Origin of the sequence: Porphyromonas cangingivalis, from assembly GCF_900638305.1 — a bacterium.
Lineage (GTDB): Bacteria > Bacteroidota > Bacteroidia > Bacteroidales > Porphyromonadaceae > Porphyromonas_A > Porphyromonas_A cangingivalis.
In genome coordinates this window covers 2,009,252-2,031,600 of record NZ_LR134506.1, presented here as the reverse complement: position 1 = coordinate 2,031,600, position 22,349 = coordinate 2,009,252, and the positions used below count along the sequence as shown (strand labels likewise).

Sequence of the window (22,349 nt, the reverse complement as noted above, 5' to 3'; positions counted from 1 at the left end):
GCTTTATCCTGCGGTTATTTGTATCTGTATTGTATAGCCTTTTGATAGCTGCGGTTTTCATCGCCTTATTACTCACTTTATTAATGTAAATATATGGAATCACTAAATAAAAACGGAGTGTCCACGACCCAAGAGCCGGGGCAGGAAAAATATGTAACGTTCATTGCGGGAGCGTTCAGGGGGACAGAATATTTCCAGTATGATTATCGCCATACGGATGGAGAGCTTTTCTCTACGGTAGCGAAAACGCTGGAAGAGTGCCGAAAACGGCGGGATGAATGGTTAAACAAAAAACAGTAAATTATGAAGGCATATATTTTATTTCAAACGGACGTACACAAAACGAAGTCAAGCCGGGTTTGCTTTGGCGTTTTTTCTACGGAAGAAAAAGCCATCATAGCAGCAAAAGAAAACGACTTATACAATTATCTGTCGGAAGTTGTAATCATCGAATGTGATATAGATAAATTTGAAGAATTATAAACCAACGGGCGGAAACCCCGCCCGCTACTTTCTTTCGTGAAGTGTGCTGAAAAAGAAAGTAGCAAAGAAACCGCTTTCCAAACTTTTGATTTTTATTGATGAAAGGATCCACCGCTAACCCGGTGGATTCTTTCATGTGTTATAAATTCAATCAGATGCTATCTAAAAATAAAGACCATTAGTAAAACGCCAATGGTCTTTATTTTTAGATATTTATTTCTTCATCCCACAACTCTATATCTGTGGGTGCGCTTTTAATACTTATCGCTATCCAGCACCATGAAAGGAACTGATAGACAGCTATACATACATATATTGTATTCATTCCTTTTGCTCTTCTTTCTCGTTCTCATTATTAAAAGCAAACGTTAGCTGTACCACCTGCCCGAAGCTGTCTTCGATATACACATCAATTTGTTGCTGGTCGGTGGAAGCCGAAGTATAGTATAGGCGGAACGTTTCGCCCGGAAGCGGGTACAAATCATTTGGAAGAAAAACTGTTCCGTTCGCCATCCGAAGCGTACCTTTTCCATCCGGTTGAAAATACCTGATGAAATACTTGGTATCTTCGTAATATCCTTCCCTTTGAAGTTGAAAACGTATTTCTGCCGTTTCACCCATCTTAATACGTTTTTGCACGGGCATCGTTGTTACCGTAAACGGGTAAACCTGCTGAACATCCAGCTTATCATCACAAGAAAACACCAGCAGCATTGCTCCCAGCAAGTACACCCCCATTAATATGTTTCTGATTATCTTTTTCATATCGCACTAATTTATTATGAATTTAAAACCGACCCCGAATTGTGTGTGGAACTTCCCGATGGAAGAACCAAACAGCACACGTTCACGGGCATTGATAAGAAAAACCACCCTGTCCGTCAGGTAAGTTTCCAGTTCCAGCGTAGCAGCCCCACCATAAACAAAGGCATCTTTGTTCGTGAGTGTAGAACCATCGTATAGTTCCTTATCTCCCCAGTTGCTTGTTTCATATCCGGCAAGAGCTGACAACCCGAAGGACAGAAAGAAGGTTTTCCGGCGGTCGGAAAGTATTTTTATATAATACCCGCCTTCTCCCGTAAACTGGCTTACAGGTACGGTTACATTCTTATATTCATACTCCTTATTGAAGTATTCCGCACCGACTACCCAACGGTTTCCGTTTTTGGTATAAGTGGCAAGCGCTGCACCGAAATAATACGCCGATTCCGGTTTACCGGGCTTCTTAAAGCCGTCTGCCATCCCGCCCGTAAGTTGGATTCCTTTTTGTCCGGGCAGGTAACGTTGTGCGTGTGCCAGGTTGAAAGTCTGGCACAAACACAACACTGCTATAACACAGATTAATTTCTTCATCTTACTTGATTTTAAGTTCGTTAATCACTCTGGCGTTCACAATATCCGAACTTTCGATACGGATATTTTGGTGACGGCCACCGTTCTTTTCGACCAGCTCTACCACCAGTATCTTATCGTCCGGGATGGTGAACTTTGGTAAGGTATAGACCGTGCGGACAGTGGATTTTCCGCCTATGATAATCACTTCGTTAAAACTGCGGACGGGATAAAGTACCGATTCCTGAATGGCAGTGCGCTTTGCCACCTTCTTATCGACAACCTTAAATTTAATGAAGTCCGTATCAAACGGAACATTGGAAGAGTTCTTCACCTGTGTATGGAAATAGAACATTCCGTTATGCACGTAAATTCCCTTGATTAAAAATTGTATCCCGAAACGCTTGCATCCCAAGTGGCGTATTTCTCTATCGTTATTTTTATAGATAGACTGCATTATCAGCTTTACCAGCAAAGGCGATTCATTACCTAATTCACGGAAGTAAATGTTCATCCGGGTATGGGAATAATCAGTTATGCTTTCATTCTCAAGGAAGTCTTTCATTTCGATGTTCAGCATTTCCGGCTCATTGGCGTATTTGGCATTGAAAGAATAAAAACTGCCGTCCTCACAGATAACTGAAAAGTTGGTTTCTCCCGGAAAACCTTCGGTAGCAGCTTTAACACGGATAACATTTTCTGCCCCATCCGCTTTTCCTGCGATAAGATGGTTAGAACCCAAATCCACATATTTGACAGTGGAAGGGAAGATAATGTGTACTGTTTTGGCAAAAGTGACCTGAACGCCATAAGGCGTAACCATCTGCCCGTAAGGAAATTTTTGGGTAATACCCTGAAACAAATCATTGCTTTGCGCTTTGACCGTTACCGCACCGATAACCAGTGCGAACATGATAATTAACTTTTTCATTACAAATTGATTTTTAGTTGCCGTTGGCGGGTGGATAGCCCACTTTCCGGCAGATTAATAATTGAGATTTTTTTGTGGTTATTATTATTGTTTTGTGTATAGCATTACTTTATAATCGGCCTTCAGGTTTACTTTTACCGTCCTGATTTTTTTTGAGAGGTATTGCGAACCGCCTTGCAGAACACCCCTTGTCAAATCCGACACGATGGCAGCCCCCGCATTTTGATTGACAGTAAAACTTGAGCCAAGCCCAGCCCCGATATTTGCCATACCTTCGTTCAGGGCTTGCATTTCCAGCGAGGACGGAACGGATAAACCTTTTTGCCCGTCCGAATCATAGACCACCAATTCAACCGGAATGATATTACCTTCATATTCCAATGAAGATATATTAATATCCATGCGCTCACCCTGAACCCGTGCCGTTCCTGATAACAGGCTGTTTTTCGGCATACGGATATGACCTGCCTGTAACGGCTCTAACAGGCGAAGCCGGACATTCTGCCCGTCCATTACCGACTGGTCTTCATGGATACAGGCAAGAATAGTATTCTTTCCCATTAACGACCCAGTTCCGACCGCCGTATTAAATCCAAAGTTCCGGGGCTGGCTATATGCTGCGATAAACCCCGCATCACTCATAGGTACTTGCAGTCCCGAAACGGTTTGTTCCGTTACCGCTTGTACAGGCAACGCCTGAACCTTTCCCTGTATGGATGCAGTTGGCGTTACCTGCTTTACTGCCTGTTCCTGCCCGCCATTCATGTATTTGGCTGCCAGTTCATAGGATTTTTCAAGTAGTGCCAGTTGTTCATCCGCCGTACTTTGGGTATTCTCCCGTTCATACAGCCGGGATTCCAGTTCTTCAATCTTCCGTGCCAGTTCTTCTTTTTCCGGGTCTTCTTTGGGTGTTTCGTAGAAACTTCCCAACTGTCGGTTTATATCCTGATAGGCATAAGCCGAAGATTGGACATAAGAACCATTGCGGGAAGAACCGCCGTAATAACTCCGGCTGTTATTTGCTGGTTGTTCTTCCGGCAGGTCGGCGGTCAGGCTCAAATTATCCGTAACCTTATTTTCTTCACCCAATGTAAAGCCGAAGTCCTGCAAAGAACGCATCCGGTCTTCCTGTTTCGATTTCATGGATTCCTGTTCGTAAACCGTCTTTTTATCGCTATATATCCCGTCTTCTTTGGGTAATGGAATATCGGCATTAAAACCGCCGATTTCCTCCGGCTTTACTTCGTCTTTTGAGGACGGGGCAAATATCAGCCACATACATCCGGCAAAAGCAAGGAACATCAACGGGAAGATGATAAGTTTCTTCCGTTTCTGTAATTCCTGCGGGGAAAGTTGCTTTTTCTCTTTCCCTTCTTTGTTGTTACTCGTTTCCTGATTCAAATTCTGATTCTGTTCCATATTTTTGTAATTGATAATGGTTTATACTGTCTTTCCGTTCCAGTTCCAAGCGTTCAATGTGTCTTATCTCCATAAACTCTTTCTCTGCACTCTTCTTTCCTATATTATATATGGAAGAAACCGTCCAGTAAATAGAAAGGATACTACCGCCGAGAATAAAGGTTATGATAATGATAATCCGGGCATCTTTCGACAGGCTTCCACAAGCATAGCGCAGCTTATCGTCTATCCAGTCCCGCAGGTTCGTTAATGATTTCTTTACCATAGCCCTACCGTTTTAATACTTGTAAATCCTTATTCTCCGTAATCTCGAAAGCTTCAATGGTAAATCCATGCGGGTTGTTATCACTTCTTACAGAGTTCAGCAACCGGCATCGGGTAATAAGGCTTCTTTCGGTAACACTACTTTCCCGAATAATCATTTGCCGGGCATATGTCGCCACCTGATAGGGATAGTGGTCGAAGTTGCATATTACACTATCCACCTGTACCGACTGGTTGATGTTCCCGGAAATGATACGGTTATAGTATCCCTTTTCGGATAAGTCCTTATAATAATTGAAGGCACTTTTATCCGCCAAGTATAAGGAACGCTGTATGTTCGATTCAATGGCGTTCTTATCCGGCGACAGGGTGAAAAAGAGTTCGTGGAAACGCCGAACGTGTTCCTTTGCTTCTACGGGACGGTTCTGTGATAAGTCCTGCGAAAGTGCCAGCATAAGCGATTTACCCCCATCGAGGACATAAATCTTTTCACGCTGTTTTTCCGCAAAGCTGTACGAGTTCCAAAGGGCATAGCCCACAATCCCGGCACACAGGCATACAAATACAATCCCGAACAGGCGTATTTGTTTGAAACTGGTTTCTATATTTTTTAATGACTTAAATTCCATTTTTTACTGTTTATTTTTTAATTAGTTTTCCTGAAATATTTCCGGTCGCTGCACCTGCTGCTGCACCTGCAAGGTTTCCGCCACCACTTGCTGTTTTAGAAAGATTCCGGTTCATACCACCCAATCCGCCAGCCTGAATAATCCAGTTGGATACTGTCGGGATGGTGAAGTATCCCACAATTCCGATAATCATAAAAATGATGTAAACCGTATTGGAACTGTCGGGTATAAAACTGGGGTCGTCCAATAACTGTAGATCACGTTCCAGCATTAAGACCTGAATCCGGGCAAGGATGGAACTGAATAAATCCGATACGGGAAGCCACAGATACACGCTTACATAGCGTGTTATCCATTGTGTTAAGGTTGATTGAAAGCCATCATAGACCGATATTGCAAAAGCAATCGGGCCAAGTATGGCTAATACAATCAAATAGAACGTCCGTATCGTGTCAATGACAAGGGCAGCAGCCTGAAAGAGTATTTCCAGCAGTTCCCTGAACCAGTCCCGGACTGCTTTCTTTATATTGTAAGAAGCCCGTTCCATATACATCCCCATCGTTGTAATCAAATCCGAAGGCGACCATCCCAGTTCATCCAGTTGCTTGTCGAACTCTTCATCGGAAACGAGGTAAGCGGTTTCAGGATTCCGAAGCATAGCTTCATATTCCTTTTTATCTTTCAGTTCCCGATACTTATTCATATCAAAGGTTTGCCCTTCCAGTATATTATGTGTTCCTTTCACTACCGGGGACATCACACTGTTTATCGTTCCCAGTACGATAGTCGGAAAGAACATAATGCACAACCCGATGGCGAAAGGTCGCAAAAGCGGGTACACATCTATCGGTTCGGCTCTCGATAGGGCTTGCCATACCTTTGCTGCCACATAGAACAATGCACCCAGTCCCGCCACACCTTTGGCTACCCCTGTCATATTACTGCACAGGGGCATCATATCCACATAGAGATTTTTCAAAATCTCATGCAGGTTTCCCCAATCAACGGCTAACAACGTCATAATTACCAGTATCTATCGTTAGCAGTTCCATACAAGGCTATCACACGGTCGGTATCGCTGATTTTCTTTGCCCGTAAGTAAGACACGGATATATTTTTGCGGGTATAGTAGGAAACCAAATTCCGGTAATTCAATACGGAATTATATGCTTTGTCTATCCGTTCCATACGTTCGGCATCGGTCATGGAAAGCCCGTTGATATTTACCACATTTTTAAGTTCGGTCAATACATCCGAACTTTCTTCCAGCAGTTTGGAATATCCGAAAGCAATGGCGTTGAGTTCTTCTGGTCGGAAGTTCTTATCTGATAACATTAGCTGGAAGTTGGTAACGTATATATCCGTAATCTCACCCAGCAAAAGCACGGTTTTCTGTACTTTGCGGGCATCTTTCACTAAATTGTTTACCGATTTCAAGGCATCATAATATTGCTTGCCTTGGTCGTACAATTTCTTGGTTTCCTTAAAAGTATCTACCGTATTGCCTACAATTTTTGAAGTCTGTGCAATTTCTTTGGTAGTATTGACAATACCCTGAGCCAAATTTGTCGGGTCAATGACCGCCCATTGTGCGCTGGCGTTACCTGCAAACAGGCAGAGTGCCACGACTAACATCATTATTTTTGTTTTCATCGCTTAATTTTTTGATTGTTTTTTACTTCTTACATATTCACCGCCGGAGGATAATAGTATCCGGTCAGTTTCACTATCATAGCTTACCAGTATGGAAAATCCTGTTTCGATAAACAGGTATCCGTCTTTATCTATGATTTGGTAGGTTTCCGCACGGGTTTCGCCCCTGCGGGTTCTTCGTTGCATGGTTACTTTATAGCCATCCGCACTTTCAAAGACTGTGAATGATGGTCGGTTTGTAACGCTTTCCCAATGACCGCACATGGCTTTCAGTCGGTCGGCATTCGTTTCCTTACAGGAAGACAAAGCCAGTAGAATAGCACAGAGAAGCACCGGGAAGATGATTTTTATTTGTTTCATATTGATTTGATTTTAATTAGGATTACGCTTGCTTTCGGCAAGCTGTTTAATAGCAAACTCAAGGTCGCCATCCAGCCTATCGGCAAGTTGGAACAGTTCGAGTTTTTCAGTTTCTTCCGTTGTAAATGCGTAATACTCTTCCAAACTTACTTCTGTGGCATATACAGCCGATTGTACGCCACCCAGTCCTATCCATACTTCTTTGTATTTCCGTCCCGGATGGTTCGCCATGTTGATGGAAAGTATTTGCGCCTTTTCCTTATCGGTCAAACCCAGCATCGCTTGTATGCTGTCAAACTTGTTCATGTATTTGCGCTGGTCGAGCAGGATTTTACAGTCGGAGTTCGTTATGATGGATTCTTTCACAATGGGAGAATGGACAATATCGTCCACTTCCTGCGTTACCACCACCGCTTCACCGAAGTATTTACGCACCGTTTTGAACAGGTATTTCAGATAATGTGCCATGCTATCTTTGGCGATAGCCTTCCACGCTTCTTCCAAAAGCAGCATCTTACGGATTCCCTTTAACCGCCTCATTTTGTTGATGAAAACTTCCATCAATATGATTGTAACCACAGGAAAAAGTACGGGGTTATCTTTGATGGCATCTACCTCAAAAACGATGAAGCGTTTGTTCAACAAATCCAGTTCCTTATCCGAGTTCAACAGGTAATCGTATTCACCACCTTTATAGAAAGGTTGCAACACGAATAGGAAATTATCAATATCGAAATCCTTTTCCCTGACATTCTGTTCGTTCAGGTTATTCCGGTATTCATTTTTGATAAATTCGTAAAAGGAATTAAAACTGGGTACGATGGACTTATCCTGTGTAATCAGGTTAATAAAATCGCTTACAGCATTGGACAAGGCAACGCTTTCCGCCCCGGTGGGTTTTTCATGTTCCTGTTTCCACAAGGTCAGGATAAGCGTTTTGATGGATTCCCGTTTCTCAATATCGAAGACATTATCTTCGGTATAGAATGGATTAAATGAAATCGGGTTATCTTCGGTATATGTAAAATACACGCCATCTTTCCCGCCAGTCTTCCGGTGGATTAATTCGCATAATCCCTGATAGGAATTTCCGGTATCCACTAACAGGACGTGTGTACCCTGTTCGTAATATTGACGTACCATGTGGTTGGTAAAGAAGGATTTTCCACTTCCGCTCGGCCCAAGAATGAATTTATTACGATTCGTAATAATTCCTTTTTTCATGGGCAAATCGGAAATATCAATGTGAAGTGGTTTTCCGGTAAGCCTGTCCACCATCTTAATCCCGAAAGGGCTGGGTGATGATTGATAGTTCGTTTCTTCCGTGAAGAAGCACAAAGCCTGTTCAATAAATGTAAAGAAGGATTCTTCCGCCGGAAAATCGGCTTCATTGCCGGGGATACCCGCCCAGTAAAGGGTCGGGGTATCCGTTGTATTGTGGCGGGGCTTGCACTCCATCAAGGCAAGCTGGCTTCCCACATCATTTTTGATATGCTTTAATTCCTCTTTATCATCCGCCCATGCCATTACGTTGCAATGGCAGCGAACGGAGGTCAAACCCTGACTGTGCGCTTCGTTCAGGTATTCCTCTATCCACTCTTTGTTCACCTGATTGGAACGGCTGTATTTGGACAGCGAGTGCATATTACGGGCTTGCTTCTCAAAGCGTTTTAGGTTCTCCGCATGGTCGTCTATAAAGATATACTGGTTATAGATATGATTACAGGAAAGCAATACGCCCACAGGCGAAGCGAACGACAAACGGCAGTCGCTACGGTCGGTGGACAGCTTTTCGTAACGGGAATCAGTAGTAACCGCACCCGGCAGGTCTTCCACATCCGAAAGCGTATGCAAGCATAAAATATTATCGCCGATACGCATATCTTCGGGGTTCAGTTGCATATCCAGTAGTGTAGTCGTATCACTCTGCGACAGGGAAAAGTATTTTTCAATAATCCCAGCTTTTTCCGGCGTTCCGGTAATATCATCCGAAGTCAGGCGGGTAAGGGTGATAAATCCCGAATCGTTCATTATCCGTTCAAACTGCCCGACCGATTCCAAAAACTTCGTTACTGTTTCCTTATCCTGAATTTCCTTTGGAATGATGAAGCCCCGGCAAAGCGTATTAAAATTACTTTGGGTACGGCTTCTTTCCTTTGTGGTTTTAGTCAGGAACAGGTAACAGGTATGATTCAGGAACGGTCTTTCATTGAAATGCCGTTCAAAGCTTCGGGATAGGAAACTTAACCCATCCTTTTGAATTTCAGGGGTATAGTTTTCCTTAATAAACCAGTCCTGCTTATGCACAATACTGTAATCGGGCAATACTTTGATTGCCTTATGCCAAGCGGAATGTATCGCTTCGTATTCGACCCCGGTAACGGTGAACAGTTCGGGTAGTTCAACCCGGAACGCCACCGTAATATCGGCATCCTTACTGATGATACAATCGTGTTCGGCTGCCAGCAGGGGAAATTTACTTTCCAATGTGGCAGCTTTTAATATATACCTCATGCGTGCTTCTGTCTTTTATAGGTGAATAATCGGGGGATGGCTTTCCGGTTGATAATGTACCGGGGATGGCTTTTGCGGGCGGTCATTTTCATAAGACCGTGAGTACCGTATTTATCATTCAGCATAAAAGTGAAGTACACAAGAGCCGAAGCCGCTACGACCCCGAACCCGATGCAAACCCACTGGTTTATACCTATCATGTAAAGAATGATGAACAATACGAAGACGGCAAGTAGCCCGCCTGCAAAAATGAAAAGGTATTGGCTGCGAAGCCCTTTGAACTCCGCAGGTTTTCCAATCCCCCTGTTAATTGAATAGCTAATCATAACACCTATGATTACAGGAAGAATGAACGAAGGATGGTAGCAGCCACAATCAGGAAGATACAAGCCCCGAACCACGAAGCTGCGGTTTTACTTGTATCCGGGTCGCCTGAACTGAACTTGTTATACACCTTTACACCCCCAATCAAACCAACGACAGCACCGATGGCATACACCAATTTTGTCGCCGGGTCGAAATACGATGTAACCATGTTTGTAGCTTCTGTAATGCCACCTACGCCGTTGCCCTGTGCAAATGCGGAAGTTGCAGCCAAGACGATGGCTGCGGAAAGAAATATTTTCTTTTTCATTATAAACTTAATTTTATGATGCCGGAAAGCGGGTGGATAGTCCGCTATTCCGGCGGGATTAATAATTGAGAATTTTTGTGGTTGGTCTTCTGACCTCTTTTGAATGGTTAAGCCCAGCTAACCGTAATCTTTTTCTTTCATACCTGATTCGTTTTAAAGGTTCTACTTATAGTCGTTCATATCGAACGCCTGTAAATCTACGGGGCTGGCTTCGTTTGGCGGGGCGATAAATACAGCATCGTATTTACCCAGCATTTCCGCCACCCGTACCATGCCCCCGTTTATCTGTTCCATCATTGTGTCGTACAGGCTGGTTTGTTGCATAACCGACAAGGTTTGCAGGGCTTTCCGTTCCTCTTCTTCCGGGGCTTCCTGCTCCCTGACGACCTGTACCGCTTGTGCCATTTCTTCAAAGGAGATACCCCGTGCCGACTGACCTTCACCGCCAGTGATAAGTGCGATTTCTTCCGCTTCCAGTTCATCTTCCGGTACTTCATTTTCATACTTCATTTCAAATTCAACATCCATTGGCTGCGGGGTGTCTTCCGTGTCAGCCGGGGCAAATATAGAAGCATTATCAACCCCTTTAGAAAACTGGCTTTCAGTGTCTTCGGATGGCGTTACTTGTCTTAACCGGAAGGTAGTTTTTCCTACGACAGCCCTTTCGTTTTTACGGTTGCCGGGACTTTTGGAAGGGGAATTGTTTGCTTCCTTCCTGAACCGACAAAACAGGACGAAGTAGTAAAGGACAACCCCAGCTATCATTAATTTTAGTATCATATCGGGCTTTCAAAAGTTTTCTTATACAGTTCGTTGATTTCGTCCTGATACTGGTCGAAGTGATTCAGGATAATTGTTTCCACATAGCTGCTTACAGTCGCTTTTCGTTCACCGATAACCATTACTATTTTCATTAATTTTTCATGGGTGGAACGACTTACATATATCGGCTGGCGGTCGGGAAGTTCCATTTTCTGAAAATAGGTTTCCCGGTAATCGGCAGGGGTACTTTTCTTCCGGCGGGTAGTTTCCCGAATGGTTTTTTCTTCCGGTTGCCGGACAGGTTCTACCACAGTTTCCTGTCTTACTTCCGACGTATCCGGTTCTTTACTTACTGCTTTAGGTGAAATTTCCTGTTTCATGGGTAAACCCTGTGAAATGATTTCTTTCATAAAATCTTCATCCACCTGTACTTTTTCCTGTTTTGCCATATTAGTATAGTTTTATAATGTATCCTATTTCAGCCACCAACTCTTCAAGGTTGCTGCCTTTTATCATTCGCTTATCCGCAGGGAACAGTGTGGAACGGAAGACAGAAGTCTTATCACCGGACAGTTCCTTTTTGTAGCGTTTGGTATCCGGGATAAAGGTTTTCATAAGGGGTAATTTCAGTTCACCGATAGTATTTTCATAAATTCTATACAAGTCGGTTTTCTCCCTGCCATCGACCTGATTCCAAAATAGGTGCAAACCTTGTATCCGGTAAGCCTCATTCTGTACCAGCAGGTTGTTCACCGTTCCCGGCAGGTCGAAAAAGACCACATCCATTTCCATCGGCTCTGTTTTCAGGAACTCTTCGGCTGTACTGATGGCAGCTTCGGGAGTGCTGCACAAGACCGGATAGGCTTTCTTTCCCAATGCTTTGAACTGATTAAAGGCAAGCACCTTGTAATTGGTATCATTGTTTACCTGTTCACCGTCCCGTTTACGCATGGCACTGATACTGTGCTGCGGGTAGTCGCAATCCACAACCGCTACATTGTAGCCTTTCAGGTAATAGAGATAGCTTGCCACCAATACCGTGAAAGTGGTTTTACCGACCCCGCCCTTTTGGGTGGAGAAGGCTACGAATAATGTTTCTTTCTTCATTTCTTTGATTTTTAATTTGTTAATTCGGGTTCATGTTGTAATTCCAGACAGACCGATGCTTCTCCGTTCTTGCGAAAAAAATTTCTTCCAACGACCTTAAATCGAAAACCGGATGTTTCACTTTCCGGCAGATGCAGAAGGCAAACAAAGTTCAGGTATGACGTTTGGTCATTTTTTGTGATGTTGTTTTCATCGTCAATAACCACGTAATCTCCAATGTGGGGTATTTCACACAAGGCAACCATAATAGCTTCGGAAATTGAATCCCCGTTTTCATTTTTAATAACTACAAAAAATTCCTTCATGACTTCATTGTTTAATTTGTACTACATTTCTATATCTAAATCATTCTTTAATTCTGTCAGTCTGCCAATAATCCAATCCGTATTTCAGTAAGGAAACATGGAAGTATTTACTTCATGACAGATTGTTTTATTGATAGCTTGAAATATTGATTTCAGTATTTCTTGCTTTCTTGAAATCAGTAAACCAGTCTTTCCATATTGCCCGATTCATTCCAATATTTCTATCGGTATTTACCGCTTTACTTATCTGTTTCAATACTGATTTCGAGAACAAATAAATGGAGAAAAACCGTCCGTTTTTGAAAATGGCTTTAGATGGCTTTAGATGGCTTTGTTTGTCCTATAATGTGCTATGGCACAGCATAATTAATCCCTGTTACTTTGCATCGGAATCCTATCTGAACCAATAAAAAGGTATCCGTTCGGTAGCTTCCCGGAGTTCATTCACCTTATGGCTAACTGCTAATCCGTCCCATGACGGATTTTATTTGCGCCGTGCAAATAGCAAGGTGTGTTCTGCGCAGCTTGAAATTCTTTCAGCAGCTTAGAACCCCTTGCCCGGACAAGCCGGGATGGGTTGTACTCCGAAGTCGTAAACCCTTAAAAAAATAATGGTATGGAAAAAGAAAAAACGAATGTGCCACAATCCGGTGGCAAAGGACGAAAGCCAAAGGCAGACCCGGCAGTTTTCCGGTATTCGGTCAGCTTCAATGCGACCGACCATGCCCGTTTTTTGGCTCTCTTTGAACAGTCCGGTATGCGGACGAAAGCGCATTTTATCACAGAAAGAATCTTTGGCGGTTCATTCAAAGTGATAAAAATTGATAAGGTAGCAGTCGATTATTACACACGGCTGACAACTTTTTACGCTCAATTCCGGGCAATCGGCGTAAACTATAATCAGATTGTGAAGGCTCTGAACTCCAATTTTACCGAAAAGAAAGCCCTTTCTTTTCTCTATAAATTGGAAAAGGCGACCGAAGAACTGGTGATATTAAGCCGGAAAATTATCGAACTCACACAGGAATTTGAACAGCGATGGTTGCAAAAATAAATGTGGGAAGTTCGCTTTTCGGTGCGCTGGCGTACAATCAGAATAAGGTTGATGAAGAACAAGGCAAGGTACTTTTCAGCAACCGGATGTTTGAAAGTGAAGATGGTAATTTCAACATCCAGCGTTGCATGGAAAGTTTTGAAATGCACCTGCCCCAAGACATCAAAACCGAAAAGCCCATCATCCATATATCCCTGAATCCGCACCCGGATGATAAGCTTTCGGATGAACAGCTATCGGAGATTGCACAGGAGTATATGGATAAACTGGGCTATGGCAATCAGCCCTACATGGTTTACAAGCATGAAGACATCGACCGTCATCACCTGCATATCGTATCCCTACGGGTGGATGAGAACGGCAAAAAACTGAATGATAAGTTTGAACATCGCCGGAGCAAGGATATTACACGGGAGCTGGAAGCAAAATATGGTCTGCATCCTGCTGAAAAGAAACAGCAGCAGGAATACTACCAGTTCCAAAAGGTCGATTATGCTGCGGGCGATGTAAAGCACCAGCTTTCCAATACGGTTAAAGGCGTGGTTAATACCTATCAGTTCCAGAGTATCGGGGAACTTAATACCCTGTTATCATTATATAATGTACGGGCGGAAGAAGTTAAAGGTGAAGTCCGGGGCAAGGCGTATAATGGTATAGTTTATTCCGCAACCGATGATAAAGGCGAAAAGCTGGGTAATCCCATCAAGTCTTCCCGGCTGGGTAAGTCGGTCGGTTATGAAGCATTGGAACGCAGGATAGGACAATCAGCAACCAAATGGAAAGACGGCAAACTGAAAGCCAATATCAAAGGTCGGGTAAGCGAAGCGTTGAAAGCTTCCAGCTCAAAGGAACAATTTGAAAAAAATCTGAAAGAAAAAGGTATTGAAGTCGTATTCCGGCAGAACCCGGAAGGACGTATCTATGGTGCAACCTTTATCGACCACGAAAACAAAGCCGTCCTGAACGGCTCTCGTTTAGGAAAAGAATTTTCAGCCAATGTATTTAATGACCTGTTTAGAGAATCCCATGTAAACGAGGGACACACAAAACAGGCTGTTCCAAAAGAACCGTTCACACCTTCGGTAGAACCGTTCGTGCCGTCAGAACGGCAATCCGAAAGCGGAGAAGCTACAATCGGAAGCCTTTTCAGTATCCTACCAAATAATAGCGATTCATCGGCAGGGAATGATAAAACCCCGCCAACTCCTAAGAAAAAGAAAAAACGCCGTTACGGACGGCAGATGTAATAACAATCTAAAAAATAATCAATTATGCAGAATGAAGATGATTTAAGAGGACTTGCCAAAGTCATGGACTTTATGCGGGCAATCAGTATTTTATTTGTGGTAATCAATATCTACTGGTTTTGTTACCAGTCGATAGTAAACTGGGGTATCAATATCGGCGTACTCGATAAGATACTATTAAACTTCCAGCGAACAGCAGGGCTATTTAGCCATATCCTGATAACGAAAGTATTTGCAGTGATATTTCTTGCCTTGAGTTGTTTGGGGACAAAAGGAGTGAAGGAAGAAAAAGTAACATGGACAAAGATTTATGTTTTCCTTGTTATTGGTTTTATCCTGTTTTTCCTGAACTGGTGGATGCTGTATTTGCCATTACCACTTTCGGCGAACGCTACCTTTTATATCCTGTCAATGGCTGGCGGATATTTATGTCTATTGGTCGCTGGGGTATGGATGTCCCGGCTACTCAAAAACAATATGATGGACGATGTTTTCAATTTGGAGAATGAAAGCTTCATGCAGGAAACCCGCCTGATGGAAAATGAATATTCAGTAAATCTTCCATCCCGTTTTTGGTATAAGAAAAAACAGCACAAAGGATGGATAAACGTGGTGAACCCGTTCCGGGCTACCATTGTGCTGGGTACTCCCGGTAGTGGTAAATCTTACGCAGTGGTAAATAATTACATTAAACAGCAGATAGAGAAGGGTTTTGCACTCTATTGTTATGACTATAAGTTCCCGGACTTATCGGAAATCGCATATAATCACCTGATGAACCATTCGGATGCTTATAAGATAAAGCCCACCTTCTATGTTATCAATTTTGACGACCCACGCAGAAGCCACCGATGTAACCCTATCAATCCGGCATTTATGACGGACATATCGGATGCTTACGAATCGGCATACACCATTATGCTGAACCTGAACCGAAGCTGGATTCAGAAGCAAGGCGACTTCTTTGTGGAATCCCCGATTATCCTGCTGGCTGCGATTATTTGGTTTCTCAAGATATATAAGGGTGGAAAGTATTGCACATTCCCGCACGCCATCGAGTTCCTGAATCGGAAGTATGCAGATACATTTGTTATCCTGACTTCCTATCCGGAGTTGGAAAACTATCTTTCTCCTTTTATGGATGCGTGGGAATCGCAAGCCCAAGACCAGTTACAGGGGCAAATCGCATCGGCAAAAATCCCATTGTCAAGGATGATAAGCCCGGCATTGTACTGGGTAATGACAGGTGATGATTTTACACTGGATATAAACAACCCGGACGAACCGAAAATACTTTGTGTCGGTAACAATCCCGATAGGCAGAATATTTATTCCGCCGCTTTGGGACTGTACAACAGTCGTATAGTGAAGCTAATTAACAAGAAAGGACAGCTTAAAAGTTCGGTTATTATTGACGAGTTACCGACCATTTATTTCCGGGGATTGGATAACCTGATAGCTACTGCCCGTTCCAATAAAGTAGCAGTCTGTTTGGGCTTTCAGGATTACAGCCAGCTAACAAGGGATTATGGCGATAAGGAAAGTAAAGTAATCCAAAATACAGTTGGAAATATTTTTAGCGGTCAGGTTGTAGGAGAAACAGCAAAAACATTGTCAGACCGTTTCGGGAAGGTATTACAGAAACGCCAATCCATGACAATAAACCGTCAGGATAAATCAACCTCAATCAGTACGCAGATGGATAGCCTGATACCAGCCAGTAAAATATCTAATCTTACGCAAGGAATGTTTGTGGGTGCGGTCAGTGATAATTTCGATGAACGGATAGACCAAAAGATTTTCCATGCTGAAATTGTAGTGGACAACGAGAAGGTAAAACGTGAAACTGCCCGTTATGAAAAAATACCGGAGATTATCGACTTCCGGGATGCAGATGGCAACGACCTGATGAAAGAACAAATCCAACTCAATTATGACCGGATAAAGCAGGATGTTAAGCAGATTGTCATTGATGAAATGGAACGCATTAAAAGCGACCCGGATTTGCAGCATTTGGTGAAATCCGAAGAATAATATAAAAAAGAAGAGTTAATTACTCTTCTTTTTTGTCTTTAAATGCTTCATTTTCGGCTTCTTCTATAAGCTTTTCTATATAATCGTCATCTTCCCCCCAATGACTGTCTGTATCTACTTCAAAAGTGTCAGTTTCTAATTCAAAAGAACTCATATTATCGCATATTTTTCCATAAAATTCACCGGAGAAAGGAAAGGATTCTTCAATAGTCATTCCATCACCTCTCCTTAAATCTCCGTCCGAACCATACTGTAATTTTACAGATACAGTTCCGTTTGCTTGAAAATAGACATCAGATTCATCTATATTCTGTAAAACAATATCATATACATTAAACTCTTCAATTTCATAATGTGTAGCCAAATAATCAATAGAATCAATAGTGTCAAAGAATAGATTGCTTATAATTGACTTATTGATACTTTCTTCCATTTCATGGACTAATAACTTTCTACTTTCCTCAATAGTTTCAAATAATAATATAACAGCCTTCATCACAGATTCCGACATTCGTTTTACATCGGCGTCTGGTATATTAAATGTAGAGGGATTCACATGGGTGTATTTACTTAAAAGGTTTATCGCATCAGTTACTTTATTCCCAATCTCTTCTACATCAATACCTAACTCTTCTTCAATATAAGTATCTGACAATCCAGCCTGAATCGCATACTTCATCCTTTGCTTACGAGTTATTTGTTTAGGTTTTTTAGGGTCATTAGGTTTAAACCAAGTGGTATCCATTACATTTTTATCAGGGGCTAATCTTTCAAGAATATGCCTTGTAAGCTCCCTGATTGAATATGAGAAATTGTTAAATCTTAATTTGTTTTTTACATCTTCAAGGTTTGAAAGAGAGGCTTCAACTAATTCCCGTTCAAAAGTTCCTACTAATCTTTTGTCTATTTCAGCTTTAAAAATATCTATATCCATAATCTATCGTATTTGATGCTGCAAAGATACGATTCTTATTCCTTTTAAAGACTGATATTTACGACAAATAAGGTCATATACAGCCACCTAACGCCACAACTTAATATATACACTATTTCATCCGTACTTTTAATTCGATAAGTTTTTTATTAACCATTAAAAATTAAAGTTATGGATGTAAATTCAAACAACAAGTCCGGCTCTGATGAACAGATGATGGACATTCTTCTTGTCTTTGACAAGGAAAAGAAAACGATTAATGCCGTAAAGGGTATTGATGAAAACGGGGAACTGCAAACTGTTCCGCCAAAGCAGGAACATAACAACGATTTCCTGAAAGTGGATAAGCAGGGTAACACTCTTGAAAATTTCTTGAAGAACTTTTTCAGCCAACTAAAAGACCCGACCCGTTTCAGTTTCTTCAAAGTAGCCCCCGAAGACACCGAACGGACAGTCAAAATCATTCAGGAGAATATCAAGAACCCGACACCTGCTGCCGATGAAATGCTTGATAAAATCCGTATCGAGCCTAAAGACCTGAAAGTGGAAAATCCGAAAGAATCCACGACACAGGAACAGAAGCCCGATACGAATAAGTATTTCATCGACCCTAACAAAATCAACTGGGACGACCTGAAAAATCTGGGTATCACCAAAGAGCAGCTTGAAAAGTCAAAGGCTTTAGAACCTATGCTGCGGGGATATAAGTCGCCTTCTACCTTTCCGATTGAAGCCAACTTCGGGTCAATGGTAATGAAAACGGATGCCCGTCTTTCGTTCCGTCCGGATAGTGAAGGAAATGTGGTTTTGGCAATTCATGGTATCCGCAAAGAACCGGAACTTGACCGTCCGTTCTTTGGACACCAGTTTACCAATGAAGACAAAAAGAATCTCCGGGAAACCGGAAACATGGGTAGAATTGTTGATGTAAAGAACTATCGCACAGGTGAACTTGTACCTTCTTTTATCAGTATCGACAAACAGACTAATGAACTGGTATCCATGAAGGCTTCGTCCCTCAAACTACCCGATGAAATAAAAGGTGTTAAGCTGGATGAAAAACAGAAAGCTGCCCTGATGGAAGGTAAAGCGGTATTCCTTGAAAATATGATTTCCGCCAAGAATAAATCGTTTTTTGCCTTCGTTCAGGTCAATGCGGAAAAACGCAGCCTTGAATTTATCTTTCCCGAAAAAGAGCAAAAGCAAACCCAGCAACAGGGACAACAGCAGAGAAACGACCAGCCCAAAGGGGTGCGTATTCCCAAATCCCTTGCAGGAGTGGAATTATCTGACAAACAGCAGGCTGATTTGCGGGCGGATAAAACCATCTATGTAAAAGGGCTGAAAGATAAAGAAGGTCAGGAATATAACGCCTATGTAAAGGTAAACCATGAAAAAGAAAAGCTGGATTTCTACAAATTCAATCCTGATAAGGCAAAAGAGAAAGCCAAAGAAATAACCCCTGCCAACGAACATAAAACACAGGTAGCGGTCAATTCCGAAGGCAAAACGAACGAAGCGACCAAGCATACGAAAGAACCTTTGAAGCCCGGACAAGCTACACCTACCGGGGAACAGAAGAAAAAGCGGGAAGAAAAGAAAGAAGAACAGAAGCCCGACAAACCTAAAAAGTCGCAAGGTCGCAAAATGAAATAATTATTAACCACAAAAATCCAATTATATAATGATAGCAGTAATAGCAGAAAAGCCCAGTGTGGCAAGGGATATAGCCACCGTACTGGGTGCAACAAAAAAGAATGACGGGAACATTTCAGGTAACGGATACATCGTTACCTGGGCGTTCGGTCATTTGGTAGGACTTGCCATGCCTGATGCTTACGGAATCGAAAACTTCAGGCGGGAAAATTTACCCATACTACCGCAGTCATTCCAGCTTATTCCCCGTCAGGTAAAAACCGACAAAGGATATAAGCCCGATACTGGGACGGTTAAGCAACTCAAGATTATTAAAGAAATATTCGACCAGTGCGATAAGATTATCGTTGCAACTGATGCCGGAAGAGAAGGTGAACTGATATTCAGGTACATTTACCAATATCTTGAGTGTCGGAAACCTTTCGTCCGCTTATGGATAAGCAGCCTGACGGATAAAGCCATCCGGGACGGATTGCAGAATCTCAAGGACGGGACAATGTACGATAACCTTTTCCGGTCGGCAAAGGCAAGAAGCGAAGCAGATTGGCTTATCGGCATTAATGCTTCCCAAGCGTTAAGTATAGCTGCCGGAAGGGGGACATATTCTTTGGGACGGGTACAGACACCCACGCTGGCGATGATATGTTCCCGTTATCTTGAGAACAAGAACTTCGTTCCACAGAAGTATTGGCAACTGAAATTACACACCGGGAAAGACAGCATCGAGTTTTCAGCCCTTTCAGAAGAAAAATTCGATAGCCAGCAACCTGCCATCGACAAGTTGCAAATAATAAAGGATAGCGGTCAGGTGCAAGTTAAATCGGTAGAATGCAAGGAAGTGAACCAAGAGCCACCGCTTTTGTATGACCTTACCACCTTGCAAAAGGAAGCCAATACAAAACTTAATTTCTCCGCAGATAAAACGCTGTCTATTGCACAAAAACTGTATGAAGGCAAGCTGATTTCATACCCCCGAACCGGAAGCCGTTATATATCACAGGATGTTTTCGATGAAATACCAGAACGTATTTCCCTACTGGAAACTTACGACCGGTTTGCCGGCTACGCAAAATCAATGAAAGGTAGCAACCTGAATCGGCGTTCGGTGGACGATAAGAAAGTTACCGACCACCACGCCCTGATTATTACCGAAAATAAGCCCAGAAGTTTACAGGCGGATGAACAGGCAATATATGAACTGGTTGCTGGAAGGATGCTGGAAGCTTTTTCGGAAAAGTGTGTCAAGGAAGTTACTTCAATTTCTCTCACCAGTGGCGAGAGTATTTTTGCAGTGAAAGGAACAGTAATAAAGTCTGCCGGATGGCGGACTGTTTTCAACTCCCAAGAAGAAGGCGAAGAAAATACCGTTTTACCTGCATTAAAAGAGGGTGAGAATTTACCCCTTTTCAGTATTGAGTTATTGGAAAAGCAGACTAAGCCCAAGCCGTTACATACGGAAAGTTCGTTGTTGTCGGCTATGGAGAATGCAGGGAAAGAACTGGGCGATGCCGAACTGAAAGCCAGTATGAAGGATTCCGGTATCGGTACGCCAGCGACACGGGCAGCGATTATTGAAACTCTCTTTACCCGCCAGTATATTGTCAGGGAGAAAAAAGCCCTTGTGCCGACTGAAAAGGGACTGGCGGTTTACGATATAGTCCGGGACAAGAAAATCGCAGACGTGGAAATGACGGGTATGTGGGAAAACGCACTATCCAAGATTGAAAGCGGGGAAATGAATCCTGATACCTTCCATAAAAGTACAGAAGTTCACGCTTCACAGATAACCAGCGAACTTTTAGGGGTACAGCTCACCTTATCAACGCAGCAGGATTTAACCTGCCCGAAATGCGGGACAGGTCGGTTCCTGCTGTATCCGAAAGTGGCAAAGTGTGATAATGCTGATTGTGGGCTGGTTATCTTCCGAAATAAAAGCGATAAGCAATTAACGGATAAGCAGATTACGGAACTGGTAACGATAAAGAAAACCGGAATGATAAAAGGTTTTAAGAGTAAAGCCGGAAAGCCCTTTGATGCTTCACTGGCTTTTGACGACCAGTTCAATGTGGTATTCGTTTTCCCTGAAAAGAAAGGGAAATCAAGGAAATAATCTGAAATTCCGTATCTTTACCACAGAAAATTCCATTATGAATAGATTTTATGCTATCATAATTGAGGATTTTTGTGGTTAGCACCCGGTGGGGACATCGGGTGCTTTTCATAAAATAATTTTATGGAAACAAAAAAGATAATAGTATCAGAGAAAACATTTGAAGAAATGGAACTTCCCGAAACAGTCTATAAATACCGTGTTTGGGACAATCCTTTTCATAAAACAATAATAACTAAGCAAGAAGTTTTTTTTGCTGCTCCCACTTCTTTTGAAGACCCATTAGACTGTAAGAACTTAATTCGCTATGATTTACTTACAGATGAAGATATTTATAGCTATTTTTTAATGGATTCAAAAGAAAAATATCCAGAGCGAACAAGACAGCAACATCGGGCTTATGCAAGAGAATGGAGTAAGAAAACTCCTATGAATGATAAAAAGTATGTAAAAGAGAGAGTTGAGCAAGATTTCAAAGAGTATGATGAACGATTTGGAGTTTTGAGCTTAACCGCCAATCCAACAAATAAAGCTATGTGGGAGAAGTATGCAAATAACCATAATGGTTTTGTGATAGGCTTTAATCCATTGATAATGTTCCCATATTTAGGTGGCGGTGGTGCTGTATCATATTATGACGAACTGCCTATTATATTACCTCGTCCATGGCATTCATTTGAAGAACAACATAACTATCAAATTTTCGCAAAACTTTCTAAATGGAGTTTTGAAGAAGAATATAGGACACATATATTTAGACCCGACCCCTTAACTATACAAGATAGAACTATAAAATTACCACCTGAAGCGATTACTAAAATAATCATAGGAAAGAATATGCCTCAAGAAAGTGTTGAAAATCTGATTGAATCAATTCCGGCAGAACTTTCTCATGTGCAAATTGAGTATGAAAAATGAAAC

25 protein-coding genes are annotated in these 22,349 nt (G+C 42.3%); 8 read left to right on the top strand and 17 right to left on the bottom strand.

Translation table 11 applies throughout. From position 1 onward, the window contains the following. Positions 1–93: 93 nt before the first annotated feature. Entirely contained in the window at positions 94–300 is a 207-nt protein-coding gene (locus EL262_RS08435) for a DUF3873 domain-containing protein (protein ID WP_025003717.1), read from the top strand. Positions 301–303: 3 nt separating this feature from the next. Next, a complete protein-coding gene (locus tag EL262_RS08430) occupies positions 304–483 on the top strand; it encodes a DUF7336 domain-containing protein (protein ID WP_025003718.1) in 180 nt (59 codons plus the stop codon). 321 nt (positions 484–804) lie between these two features. Here the strand turns inward: EL262_RS08430 and EL262_RS08425 are convergent, their stop codons facing one another. The 16 genes from EL262_RS08425 to EL262_RS08350 all read right to left on the bottom strand — a co-directional run bounded on the left by EL262_RS08425 (position 805) and on the right by EL262_RS08350 (position 12,393). Further along, a complete protein-coding gene (locus tag EL262_RS08425) occupies positions 805–1,248 on the bottom strand; it encodes a DUF3872 domain-containing protein (protein ID WP_025003719.1) in 444 nt (147 codons plus the stop codon). A gap of 6 nt (positions 1,249–1,254) precedes the next feature. Beyond that, positions 1,255–1,836, bottom strand: a complete 582-nt coding sequence (locus EL262_RS08420; protein WP_025003720.1) for a conjugal transfer protein TraO — start codon at positions 1,834–1,836, stop codon at positions 1,255–1,257. 1 nt (position 1,837) lies between these two features. Next, positions 1,838–2,746, bottom strand: a complete 909-nt coding sequence (traN, locus tag EL262_RS08415) for a conjugative transposon protein TraN (protein ID WP_025836676.1) — start codon at positions 2,744–2,746, stop codon at positions 1,838–1,840. Between the two features lie 84 nt (positions 2,747–2,830). Beyond that, complete coding sequence (gene traM / locus EL262_RS08410; protein WP_025836675.1) at positions 2,831–4,165, bottom strand: conjugative transposon protein TraM; 1,335 nt, start codon at positions 4,163–4,165, stop codon at positions 2,831–2,833. After that, entirely contained in the window at positions 4,128–4,430 is a 303-nt protein-coding gene (locus tag EL262_RS08405; protein ID WP_025003722.1) for a TraL conjugative transposon family protein, read from the bottom strand. The genes traM and EL262_RS08405 overlap by 38 nt, the downstream gene beginning before the upstream one ends. A 4-nt stretch (positions 4,431–4,434) precedes the next feature. Further along, positions 4,435–5,058 (bottom strand): conjugative transposon protein TraK, encoded by a 624-nt coding sequence (traK, locus tag EL262_RS08400; protein WP_025003723.1) that lies wholly within the window; start codon positions 5,056–5,058, stop codon positions 4,435–4,437. Between the two features lie 10 nt (positions 5,059–5,068). Next, on the bottom strand, positions 5,069–6,079 hold the full coding sequence (traJ, locus tag EL262_RS08395; RefSeq protein ID WP_025003724.1) for a conjugative transposon protein TraJ: 1,011 nt from the start codon (positions 6,077–6,079) through the stop codon (positions 5,069–5,071). Positions 6,080–6,081: 2 nt separating this feature from the next. Continuing rightward, on the bottom strand, positions 6,082–6,711 hold the full coding sequence (locus EL262_RS08390; protein WP_025003725.1) for a DUF4141 domain-containing protein: 630 nt from the start codon (positions 6,709–6,711) through the stop codon (positions 6,082–6,084). 3 nt (positions 6,712–6,714) lie between these two features. Continuing rightward, positions 6,715–7,071, bottom strand: coding sequence for a DUF3876 domain-containing protein (locus EL262_RS08385; protein ID WP_025836670.1), 357 nt, complete (start codon positions 7,069–7,071; stop codon positions 6,715–6,717). A 12-nt stretch (positions 7,072–7,083) separates the two neighbouring features. Next, positions 7,084–9,585, bottom strand: a complete 2,502-nt coding sequence (locus EL262_RS08380; protein WP_025836668.1) for a TraG family conjugative transposon ATPase — start codon at positions 9,583–9,585, stop codon at positions 7,084–7,086. Continuing rightward, positions 9,582–9,911: a DUF4133 domain-containing protein gene (locus tag EL262_RS08375; protein WP_025003726.1), complete on the bottom strand. Its 330-nt coding sequence runs from the start codon at positions 9,909–9,911 to the stop codon at positions 9,582–9,584. The genes EL262_RS08380 and EL262_RS08375 overlap by 4 nt, the downstream gene beginning before the upstream one ends. Positions 9,912–9,922: 11 nt before the next feature. Next, complete coding sequence (locus EL262_RS08370) at positions 9,923–10,219, bottom strand: DUF4134 domain-containing protein (RefSeq protein WP_025003727.1); 297 nt, start codon at positions 10,217–10,219, stop codon at positions 9,923–9,925. Positions 10,220–10,381: 162 nt separating this feature from the next. Next, positions 10,382–10,999: a hypothetical protein gene (locus EL262_RS08365; protein ID WP_234394633.1), complete on the bottom strand. Its 618-nt coding sequence runs from the start codon at positions 10,997–10,999 to the stop codon at positions 10,382–10,384. Beyond that, positions 10,996–11,430 (bottom strand): DUF3408 domain-containing protein, encoded by a 435-nt coding sequence (locus EL262_RS08360; RefSeq protein ID WP_025003729.1) that lies wholly within the window; start codon positions 11,428–11,430, stop codon positions 10,996–10,998. The genes EL262_RS08365 and EL262_RS08360 overlap by 4 nt, the downstream gene beginning before the upstream one ends. A gap of 1 nt (position 11,431) precedes the next feature. After that, positions 11,432–12,088, bottom strand: coding sequence for a ParA family protein (locus EL262_RS08355; protein WP_025003730.1), 657 nt, complete (start codon positions 12,086–12,088; stop codon positions 11,432–11,434). A gap of 11 nt (positions 12,089–12,099) precedes the next feature. Continuing rightward, the gene (locus tag EL262_RS08350; protein ID WP_025003731.1) at positions 12,100–12,393 is read right to left on the bottom strand and encodes a hypothetical protein; all 294 of its coding nucleotides are present in this window, start codon (positions 12,391–12,393) and stop codon (positions 12,100–12,102) included. 616 nt (positions 12,394–13,009) lie between these two features. On the opposite strand from EL262_RS08350, the gene mobA reads away from it, so the two are divergent. From mobA to mobC, 3 genes are read left to right on the top strand one after another with little or no spacing between them, the layout of a single operon-like run. Continuing rightward, the gene (mobA, locus tag EL262_RS08345) at positions 13,010–13,447 is read left to right on the top strand and encodes a conjugal transfer protein MobA (protein WP_078735467.1); all 438 of its coding nucleotides are present in this window, start codon (positions 13,010–13,012) and stop codon (positions 13,445–13,447) included. Continuing rightward, on the top strand, positions 13,432–14,694 hold the full coding sequence (gene mobB / locus EL262_RS08340; RefSeq protein ID WP_036872639.1) for a conjugal transfer protein MobB: 1,263 nt from the start codon (positions 13,432–13,434) through the stop codon (positions 14,692–14,694). Before mobA ends, mobB begins: the two co-directional genes overlap by 16 nt. 24 nt (positions 14,695–14,718) lie before the next feature. Then, positions 14,719–16,728, top strand: a complete 2,010-nt coding sequence (gene mobC / locus EL262_RS08335) for a conjugal transfer protein MobC (RefSeq protein ID WP_025003732.1) — start codon at positions 14,719–14,721, stop codon at positions 16,726–16,728. Between the two features lie 19 nt (positions 16,729–16,747). Here the strand turns inward: mobC and EL262_RS08330 are convergent, their stop codons facing one another. Next, positions 16,748–17,662: a pPIWI-associating nuclease domain-containing protein gene (locus EL262_RS08330; protein WP_025003733.1), complete on the bottom strand. Its 915-nt coding sequence runs from the start codon at positions 17,660–17,662 to the stop codon at positions 16,748–16,750. Positions 17,663–17,833: 171 nt separating this feature from the next. Between EL262_RS08330 and EL262_RS08325 the strand changes: the two genes are divergently transcribed. The 3 genes from EL262_RS08325 to EL262_RS08315 all read left to right on the top strand — a co-directional run bounded on the left by EL262_RS08325 (position 17,834) and on the right by EL262_RS08315 (position 22,346). Continuing rightward, on the top strand, positions 17,834–19,318 hold the full coding sequence (locus EL262_RS08325) for a DUF3945 domain-containing protein (RefSeq protein ID WP_078735466.1): 1,485 nt from the start codon (positions 17,834–17,836) through the stop codon (positions 19,316–19,318). A gap of 28 nt (positions 19,319–19,346) precedes the next feature. Next, on the top strand, positions 19,347–21,428 hold the full coding sequence (locus tag EL262_RS08320) for a type IA DNA topoisomerase (protein WP_078735465.1): 2,082 nt from the start codon (positions 19,347–19,349) through the stop codon (positions 21,426–21,428). Between the two features lie 123 nt (positions 21,429–21,551). Next, on the top strand, positions 21,552–22,346 hold the full coding sequence (locus EL262_RS08315; protein ID WP_025836662.1) for a DUF2971 domain-containing protein: 795 nt from the start codon (positions 21,552–21,554) through the stop codon (positions 22,344–22,346). Positions 22,347–22,349: the final 3 nt, after the last annotated feature.